General features: G+C 68.9%; 8 protein-coding genes. 4 read left to right on the forward strand and 4 right to left on the reverse strand.

Translation table 11 applies throughout. The features are described 5' to 3' along the window. Positions 1 to 54: 54 nt before the first annotated feature. Complete coding sequence (locus A9O63_RS07400; protein ID WP_002719779.1) at positions 55 to 318, reverse strand: usg protein; 264 nt, start codon at positions 316 to 318, stop codon at positions 55 to 57. Between the two features lie 203 nt (positions 319 to 521). Here A9O63_RS07400 and gyrA point away from each other — a divergent pair, with 203 nt between their 5' ends. From gyrA to gluQRS, 3 genes are read left to right on the forward strand one after another with little or no spacing between them, the layout of a single operon-like run. Next, positions 522 to 3,284, forward strand: coding sequence for a DNA gyrase subunit A (gene gyrA, locus A9O63_RS07405; RefSeq protein ID WP_069331352.1), 2,763 nt, complete (start codon positions 522 to 524; stop codon positions 3,282 to 3,284). A 3-nt stretch (positions 3,285 to 3,287) separates the two neighbouring features. Beyond that, positions 3,288 to 4,622: a methylenetetrahydrofolate--tRNA-(uracil(54)-C(5))-methyltransferase (FADH(2)-oxidizing) TrmFO gene (gene trmFO, locus A9O63_RS07410; protein WP_069331353.1), complete on the forward strand. Its 1,335-nt coding sequence runs from the start codon at positions 3,288 to 3,290 to the stop codon at positions 4,620 to 4,622. Further along, positions 4,607 to 5,440: a tRNA glutamyl-Q(34) synthetase GluQRS gene (gene gluQRS, locus A9O63_RS07415; RefSeq protein WP_069331354.1), complete on the forward strand. Its 834-nt coding sequence runs from the start codon at positions 4,607 to 4,609 to the stop codon at positions 5,438 to 5,440. The genes trmFO and gluQRS overlap by 16 nt, the downstream gene beginning before the upstream one ends. 243 nt (positions 5,441 to 5,683) lie before the next feature. Here gluQRS and hisI read toward each other — a convergent pair whose 3' ends face one another. Then, on the reverse strand, positions 5,684 to 6,043 hold the full coding sequence (gene hisI, locus A9O63_RS07420; protein WP_069331355.1) for a phosphoribosyl-AMP cyclohydrolase: 360 nt from the start codon (positions 6,041 to 6,043) through the stop codon (positions 5,684 to 5,686). Between the two features lie 65 nt (positions 6,044 to 6,108). On the opposite strand from hisI, the gene A9O63_RS07425 reads away from it, so the two are divergent. Next, entirely contained in the window at positions 6,109 to 6,549 is a 441-nt protein-coding gene (locus tag A9O63_RS07425) for an iron-sulfur cluster assembly scaffold protein (RefSeq protein ID WP_069331356.1), read from the forward strand. Positions 6,550 to 6,970: 421 nt separating this feature from the next. Here A9O63_RS07425 and A9O63_RS23525 read toward each other — a convergent pair whose 3' ends face one another. Together A9O63_RS23525 and recG are read right to left on the reverse strand one after the other, a co-directional pair. Next, the gene (locus A9O63_RS23525; RefSeq protein WP_084295687.1) at positions 6,971 to 7,093 is read right to left on the reverse strand and encodes a hypothetical protein; all 123 of its coding nucleotides are present in this window, start codon (positions 7,091 to 7,093) and stop codon (positions 6,971 to 6,973) included. Positions 7,094 to 7,351: 258 nt separating this feature from the next. Beyond that, positions 7,352 to 8,696: ATP-dependent DNA helicase RecG (recG, locus tag A9O63_RS07430; protein WP_069331357.1), on the reverse strand; the 1,345-nt coding region annotated here is incomplete at its 5' end.

Consider the following 8,696-nt stretch of genomic DNA (forward strand, 5'->3'; position numbering starts at 1 on the left):
CCCGCCTGTCGGGCCCTGCCCCGGCCGGAGCCCGGCGACCCGGCCGGGCGCGCCTCAGTTCAGCCGGAACTCGCCCACCACATTGCGCCATTCGCCGGGGTGGATCAGCTTGCGATGCGTGAACCGCACGGAATGGAGCGGCCCCTCGATCTTCTCCTGCCAGAATTCGATGAAGCGAAAGAGCGCGGGATAGTCCGGCGCGAGGTCGTATTCCTGCCAGACGAAGGTGTTGAGCACATTCCGGTGGTCGGGCATCCGGTAGAAGATCTCGGCCGTGGTCAGCCCATAGCCCGCCAGCATCAGTTCCGTCTCGCGCATCGTGACCCTCCGATGAGTGCATCCTGTCAAAATGATGCCGCAGTCTGGCGATTTTTCAATGATAACGGTATGTTGTCACTCGGGCCCACCGGCTGCTCGCAGGCGGGGCGCGGCCCGGCGCCCCGCGGCATTGCACCCCATATCCGGGATGGTCTATAGTCCCGGCCAACGAGATATGGTTTCCCGCGAAAGAGAGCCTCCCCTTGACCGACCGTCCCGAAGAGCCCGGCGATGATGAAGAAATGGGCAGACCGCTGAGCGGACTGCCGCAGGTCTCCATCGCCGAGGAGATGAAGACCGCCTATCTCGACTATGCGATGAGCGTCATCGTCAGCCGCGCGATCCCCGACCTGCGCGACGGGCTGAAGCCGGTGCACCGCCGCATCCTCTATGCGATGCACGAGACGGGCAACACGTCGGACAAGCCCTACCGCAAGTCGGCGCGCCCGGGGGGCGACACGATGGGGAAATACCACCCCCATGGAGATGGCGCGATCTATGACGCGCTGGTGCGGATGGCGCAGCCCTTCTCGATGGGGCTGAAGCTGCTGGACGGTCAGGGCAACTTCGGCTCGATGGACGGCGACAATGCCGCGGCCATGCGCTACACGGAAGTGCGCATGGACAAGCCCGCGGCCTTCCTGCTGGCCGATATCGACAAGGATACGGTCGACTTCCAGGACAATTACGACGGCAAGGACCGCGAACCCACCGTCCTGCCCGCGCGGTTCCCGAACATGCTGGTCAATGGCGCAGGCGGCATCGCCGTCGGCATGGCCACGAACATCCCGCCGCACAATCTGGGCGAGGTGGTGGATGCCACGCTCGCCATGATCGAGAATCCCGACATCTCGACCGAGCGGCTGATGGAGATCATCCCCGGCCCCGACTTCCCGACGGGCGGCGTGATCCTCGGCCGCTCGGGCGCCCGCAAGGCCTATCTCGAGGGGCGCGGCTCGGTCATCATGCGGGCGAAGGCCCGGGTCGAGGAGATCCGCAAGGATCGCTATGCGATCGTGCTCGACGAGATCCCCTATCAGGTCAACAAGGCCACGATGATCGAAAAGATCGCGGACATGGTCCGCGAGAAGAAGATCGAGGGCATCGCCCATGTGCAGGACGAATCCGACCGGGTCGGTGTCCGCGTGGTCATCGAACTCAAGCGCGACGCCACGCCCGAGGTGGTGCTGAACCAGCTCTGGCGCTTCACGCCGATGCAGACCACCTTCGGCTGCAACATGCTGGCGCTGAACGGCGGCCGGCCCGAGCAGCTCACGCTGCGCGATTTCCTCAGCCACTTCCTGACCTTCCGCGAGGATGTGGTGGCGCGCCGCACGGCTTTCGAGCTGCGCAAGGCGCGCGAGCGCAGCCACATCCTCTGCGGCCTCGCGGTCGCGGTCTCGAACGTGGACGAGGTGGTGGCCACGATCCGCAGCTCGGCCGATCCGGCCGAGGCGCGCGAGCGGCTGATGACGCGGCGCTGGCCCGCGGCCGACATCGCCGACTACATCCGGCTGATCGACGATCCGTCCCACACGATCAACGAGGACGGGACCTACAACCTCTCCGAGATCCAGGCCCGGGCGATCCTCGACCTGCGCCTCCAGCGCCTGACGGCGATGGGCGTCAAGGAAGTCACCGACGAGCTCGCCGAACTCGCGGCGAAGATCCGCGACTATCTCGACATCCTCGGCTCGCGCGAGCGGATCATGGCGATCATCGCGGACGAGCTGCGCGAGGTGAAGGACCTGTTCGCCGTGCCGCGCCGCACCGAGATCTCGGAATGGGCGGGCGATCTCGAGGACGAGGACCTGATCGAGCGCGAGGACATGGTGGTGACCATCACCTCGGGCGGCTACATCAAGCGCACCCCGCTCGCCGAATTCCGCAGCCAGCGCCGCGGCGGCAAGGGCCTCGCCTCGATGGCGACCAAGGAAGACGATGTGGTGACGACACTCTTCGTCGCCAACACCCACACGCAGCTGCTGTTCTTCACCACCGACGGCATGGTCTACGACCTCAAGTGCTGGCGGTTGCCGCTCGGCGGGCGGACGGCGAAGGGCAAGGCCATCGTCAACATCCTGCCCATCGCGACCGGCATCAGCATCGCCGCGCTGATGAAGATCGACGAGCCCGAGGAGGAATGGGATCGCCTGCAGGTGGTCTTCGCCACCTCCGAAGGCGACGTGCGCCGCAACCGGCTGTCCGATTTCACCAACGTGAAGCGGAACGGCAAGATCGCGATGAAGCTGCCCGAGGGCGTGAGCCTCGTGAATGTCTCGATCTGCGACGAGCAGGACGATGTGATGATGGTCACGGCCCTCGGCCGGGCGATCCGCTTCCCCACCACCGACGTGCGGGTCTTCTCGGGCCGCGACTCGACCGGCGTGCGCGGCATCCGCCTCGCCTCGGGCGACCGGGTCGTGTCCATGTCGGTCATCCGGCATTTCGAGGCCGATCCGGCCGAACGCGCGGCCTATCTCAAGCAGCGCCGTCTGATGGCGGGCGTGACCGAGGAGGCCGAGGCCGACGAGGAGGAGGATGCGGTCGAGGCGGGCCAGCTCTCGCCCACGCGCTATGCCGAAATGTCGGCGGCCGAGGATCTGATCCTCACCATCACCGCGCGGGGCCTCGGCAAGATCTCGTCGAGCCACGATTATCCGGTCCGCGGCCGCGGCGGCCAGGGCGTCACCGCCTTTGAGAAATCGATGCGCGGCGGCCAGCTCGTGGCCTCCTTCCCGGTCGAGATGAGCGATCAGGTGATGCTCGCCACCTCGGGCGGCCAGTCGATCCGGGTGCCGGTCGAGCAGATCAGCTTCCGCTCGCGCTCGGCCGGCGGCGTGCGCGTCTTCGACACCGGGGCCAGCGAGGAGGTCGTCTCGGTCGCGCGGATCGCGGATGCGGGCGACACGGCCGACGGGGTCGAGGATGCGGAGCCGGGCGAGACCGGCGGCGACGAGGCCTGATCCATGGCAGAGAGCCTGCATATCGTGGGAGCCGGCATGGCCGGCTCCGAGGCCGCATGGCAGGCCGCCGAGATGGGCGTGCCCGTCGTGCTGCACGAGATGCGGCCGAAGGTCGGCACCTTCGCCCACCGCACCGGCCAGTTCGCCGAGATGGTCTGCTCGAACTCGTTCCGCTCGGACGATGACGAGCGCAACGCCGTGGGCCTGCTCCACTGGGAGATGCGCGCCGCGCGCGGGCTCATCATGGAGATGGCCGCGGCACACCGGCTGCCGGCGGGCGGCGCGCTTGCCGTGGACCGGGATCCCTTCGCAGAGAGCGTGACGGCACGGCTGCGGGCCCATCCGCTGATTTCCGTTGTAGAAGAAGAAGTTGCCGACCTTCCCTCAAGCGGCAACTGGATCGTGGCCACGGGACCGCTCACCTCGTCCGCGCTGGCCGAAAGCCTGCGTGCCCTCACCGGGGCCGAGGCGCTCGCCTTCTTCGACGCCATCGCCCCCATCGTCTATGCCGAGACGATCGACATGGAGGTGGCCTGGCGGCAGTCGCGCTACGACAAGGGCGAGACCGAGGACGAACGCACCGCCTACATCAACTGCCCGATGAACCGGGAGCAGTACGAGGCCTTCATCGACGCGCTGCTCGCGGCCGAGAAGACCGAGTTCCACGAGGGTGAAACGGCAGGCTATTTCGACGGCTGCCTGCCCATCGAGGTGATGGCCGAGCGCGGGCGCGAGACCCTGCGCCACGGGCCGATGAAGCCCGTGGGCCTGACGAACGCCCACCGGCCCCAAGAGAAGGCCCATGCCGTCGTCCAGCTTCGGCGGGACAACAAGCTGGGCACGCTCTACAATATCGTGGGCTTCCAAACAAAGATGAAATACGGCGCACAAACCGCTGTTTTCAAGATGATTCCCGGGCTTGAGAATGCAAGTTTCGCCCGTCTGGGCGGCATCCACCGCAACACTTTCCTGAACTCGCCGACCCTGCTCGACGACCGGATGCGGCTGAAGCTCAGACCGAACATCCGCTTCGCCGGACAAGTCACGGGCGTGGAAGGATATGTCGAGAGTGCGGCCATGGGGCTTCTGGCCGGGCGGATGGCTGCGGCGGAGATCCTCGGGCGCGACCTGCCGCCGCCGCCGCCCGAGACGGCGATGGGCGCGCTCGTGACCCACATCACCGGCGGTGCCGAGGCGAAGAGCTTCCAGCCGATGAACGTGAACTTCGGCCTCTTCCCGCCCATCGACGCCAAGGGCGGCCGGCGCGGGCGCAAGGACCGCTACAAGGCCTATACCGACCGGGCGAAGGCGGCCTTCACGGAATGGCTGGGCGCGTAACCCGCTTCGCCCCCTCGCCGACGGGGCCGCTGCATCTGGGCCATGCCTTCTCGGCCCTGACCGTCTGGCAGCGCGCCGCAGGCGGCACGGCGCTCCTCCGGATCGAGGATATCGACCGCAGCCGCTGCCGCCCGGAATGGGAGGCCCGGATCTTCGACGACCTGCACTGGCTGGGCCTCGACTGGCCCGAGCCGGTCCTGCGGCAGTCCGACCGCGGCGAGGCCTATCGCGCGGCGCTCGACCGTCTGACCGCGATGGGCCTCACCTATCCCTGCCGCTGCAGCCGGGCCGACATCCGCGCGGCCCTCGCAGCCCCGCAGGAGGGGGTGCCGGTCGGACCCGACGGGATCCTCTATCCCGGCACCTGCCGCGGCCGCCCCATGGCCGAGGCGGGGCCCGACGATGCGATCCGGCTCGACATGGCACGGGCGGAGGAGCGCGCAGGCGGGCTCCGCTTCCATGAGACGGGACCGGAGGCCGAGGGCTGGCACGAACCGCAGGACCTCGCCCGCACCGTGGGCGACGTGGTGCTGGCCCGGCGCGGCTTCGGCACGTCCTACCATCTCGCCGTGGTGGTGGACGATGCCGCACAGGGCGTCACCGAGGTGGTCCGCGGGGCCGATCTGTTCGAGGCGACGGCGATCCATGTCCTCCTGCAGCGCCTGCTGGGCCTGCCCGTCCCGGACTTCCACCATCACCGGCTGATCCGCGATGCGGCCGGAAAGCGGCTCGCCAAGCGCGACGATTCGAAGGCGCTGGCGAAATACCGCGCCGAGGGGATGAGCCCGGCCGAGGTCCGCGCGCTGGTGGGGTTCTGAGCTCGGAGGGGGACTGCCGGACCGTCGGCCCTCCGGAGGCTCGGGGAGATCCGGCATCGAATCTCCCGCCCTCGCCGATGGCAACCCTGCACGCACGCACTGTTCAGCCGGGCTCAGGCGCGCGGACGGATCCGCGCGACGGTCTCCGGCGGTCAGGCACGCACGCACAGTCCGGCCGGGCTCAGGCGCGCGGACGGATCTGCGCGGCGGGCTCCGGCGGGCAGGCGCCCGCAATGCCTCCGGTCAGACCATCGGGTCGAGGACGATCCGCTCCTCGCCCTCACGGAGCGCCGTGTAGAAGCAGGAGCGGCGATTGGTGTGGCAGGCCGGACCCTCCTGCTCGATGAGCAGAAGCAGGCAATCGCGATCGCAATCGATGCGCAGCTCGATCAGGCGCTGGACATGGCCCGAGCTCTCGCCCTTCACCCAGAAGGCCTGCCGCGAGCGCGACCAGTAGGTGACGCGCCCGGTCTCGATTGTGCGGGCGACGGCCTCGGCGTTCATCCAGGCCATCATCAGCACCTCGCCTGTGGCATGGTCCTGCGCAACGGCCGGGATGAGGCCCCGGGCATCGAAGGTGAGCGACGCGGGGTCGAAGGCCATGTCGGGTTCCTTTCCATCGGACACGCGGAGGCCTATCTAGGAGGTCGAGCGCAAAGAGGAAAGCCATGAGCGACAGCGACCTGATCAGCCTCTATTCGGGGCGCATCCTCGAACTGGCGGCAGACATCCCGCACACCGGGCGGCTTGCCGCCGCGCAGGGCAGCGCGCGGAAGCGCTCGCCGGTCTGCGGCTCGACCGTGACGGTGGATCTGAACCTGCGGGACGGGCGGGTGGCCGAATTCGCGCAGGATGTGAAGGCCTGCGCGCTGGGTCAGGCGTCGGCCTCGATCATGGGGGCCGCGCTGCTCGGCCGCTCACGCGCCGAGGTCGAGGCCGCGCGCGACGCGCTGAAGGCCATGCTGACCGAAGCCGGGCCGGTGCCGGCCGCCCCCTTCGAGGGCTACGAGGTGCTTCTGCCCGCGCGCGACTACCGCAACCGGCATGCCTCGATCCTGCTCGCGCTTGAGGCCGCGGCCGAGGCCTTTGCCCTGGCCGAAAAAGGCTGACAAGCCGCCCGACCGCGGCCTCTCGCTCGGCCGCACCCGTTCGTCCACCGGCCCGGTCACTCCGCAACCGGGCAACCTTGCAGCCCGGATAGCTCGTGTGACTACCCCGTCCCTGCTCAGGCCGAATGGGCGAACAGGCCTTCGTGCAGCATGACCGGCAGAGCGAGCGCTGTGCCACGGACTGCGCCGGAACAGCCGACGAGGCGAGGACGGGTTGCGGCGGGCATAACGCCAGCAGCCGGAACGGCCCGCCCTGCGGACGCGCCGCTTCCCTTCCTGAACATCTGGCCGATGCGGGCCATCCGACATGAAAAGGCCGCCGCCCGGGGCAAGGGGCGGCGGCAGTGGCGTCCGGCCTTGAGGATCCTTGGGGGACAGGCAGCAGGCGGCTGCCGAGATCGACCGGTCGCAGGCAGTCGGATCAGACGAGGTGCGGCAGGGAGAGCGCCCCGATCAGAAGAGAAAAGACGGCCGCCACGCCGAGCGCATCCTCGATCAACGTCTCGGAGCAGCGGGACAGGACTTCCTTCATCTCGGTCAGCATGAGCGATCTCCGTCTTGATGTTCCGTCATTGTTCCCACACCCGTTAACGAGTGTAAAGAACTTTTTAAGAACCGAACGGAATTTTATGAGAACACCCACCGGGAGACCGCAGAAGGGCAGGAAGGACGGGCATCGGCCTGAGGCTCCGGGGCGCCGCCTCGGGCGGGTCCGGGACGGGATCTGCGCCGGGATGAGGAAGAGGCGCGCAGGCACCTGCCCTCGCCGGCGGCGCAGGCAGACCTCAGAACGGAGGGGCGCTTAGCCGACGGACAGCAGACGGATCGCGCGGTCCTGATCGAGGAGCCAGAGCAAAAGCCGCGCCGCCTCTCCGCGGGGGGAGGAGAGCGTCGGATCGTCGTTAAGGAGCTTCCGCGCATCCGACTGCGCCACCTCCATCAGCGCCGACTGCCGCTCGAGATCGGCAATGCGGAAGCGCGGCAGGCCGGACTGGGCCGTGCCGATCAGGTCGCCCGCGCCGCGGATCGCCAGATCCTCCTCGGCGATGCGGAAGCCGTCCTCGGTCTCGCGCAGGATGGTGAGGCGGCGCTGGCCGCTCTCGGCCAGAGGCGCCTGATACATGAGAAGGCAGGTCGATTGCGCGGCCCCGCGCCCCACCCGGCCGCGAAGCTGGTGGAGCTGGGCCAGCCCGAAGATCTCGGCGCGCTCGATCACCATGATCGAGGCATTGGGCACGTTCACCCCCACCTCGATCACCGTGGTGGCAACCAGCCCCCGCGTCTCGCCCGCCACGAACCGCGCCATGGCCGCATCCTTCTCGGCGGGCGGCATCTGGCCATGGACGAGGCCCACGGTGCCCTCGCCCAGAGCCGCGCGCAGATGCTGGAAGCGCGCCTCGGCCGAGGCATAGTCCACCGCCTCGCTGTCCTCGACGAGCGGGCAGACCCAATAGGCCTGCCGCCCCTCCGCCACCGCATGGGCGAGGCTCGAGACCACCTCGTCGATCCGCTCGCAGGAGACGAGCGCGGTCTTGACCGGCGTCCGCCCCGGCGGCTTCTCGTCCAGCACCGAGACATCCATGTCGCCGTAGCTTGCGAGCGCGAGGCTGCGGGGGATGGGCGTCGCGGTCATCACCAGCACGTCGGCCGCGGCCCCCTTGGCGCCGAGTTCCATCCGTTGCGCCACGCCGAACCGGTGCTGTTCGTCGACGATGGCGAGCCGCAGGTCGTGGAAGATCACATCCTTCTGGAAGACGGCATGGGTGCCCACCAGCACGCCCGTCTCGCCCGATGCGAGGGCCGCAAGCTTGGCCGCCCGCTCGGCGCCCTTGTCGCGGCCGGTGAGGAGCGCGAGCCGGATGCCCGCCGCCTCGGCCATCGGCGCAAGACTGGCCAGATGCTGCCGAGCGAGGATCTCGGTCGGCGCCATCATCACGCCCTGACCGCCGGCCTCGACGGCGATGGCGAGCGCGAGGAAGGCCACCAGCGTCTTGCCCGCCCCCACATCGCCCTGCAGCAGCCGGTTCATGCGCTCCGGCGCAGCCATGTCGGCGGCGATCTCGGCCACGGCCCGGGTCTGGGCCGCGGTGGGCGCGAAGGGCAGGCTCTCCAACACGCGCCGTTGCAGCGCGCCCGTGCCGACCGAG

The organism is Cereibacter johrii, from assembly GCF_001720585.1.
Lineage (GTDB): Bacteria > Pseudomonadota > Alphaproteobacteria > Rhodobacterales > Rhodobacteraceae > Cereibacter_A > Cereibacter_A johrii.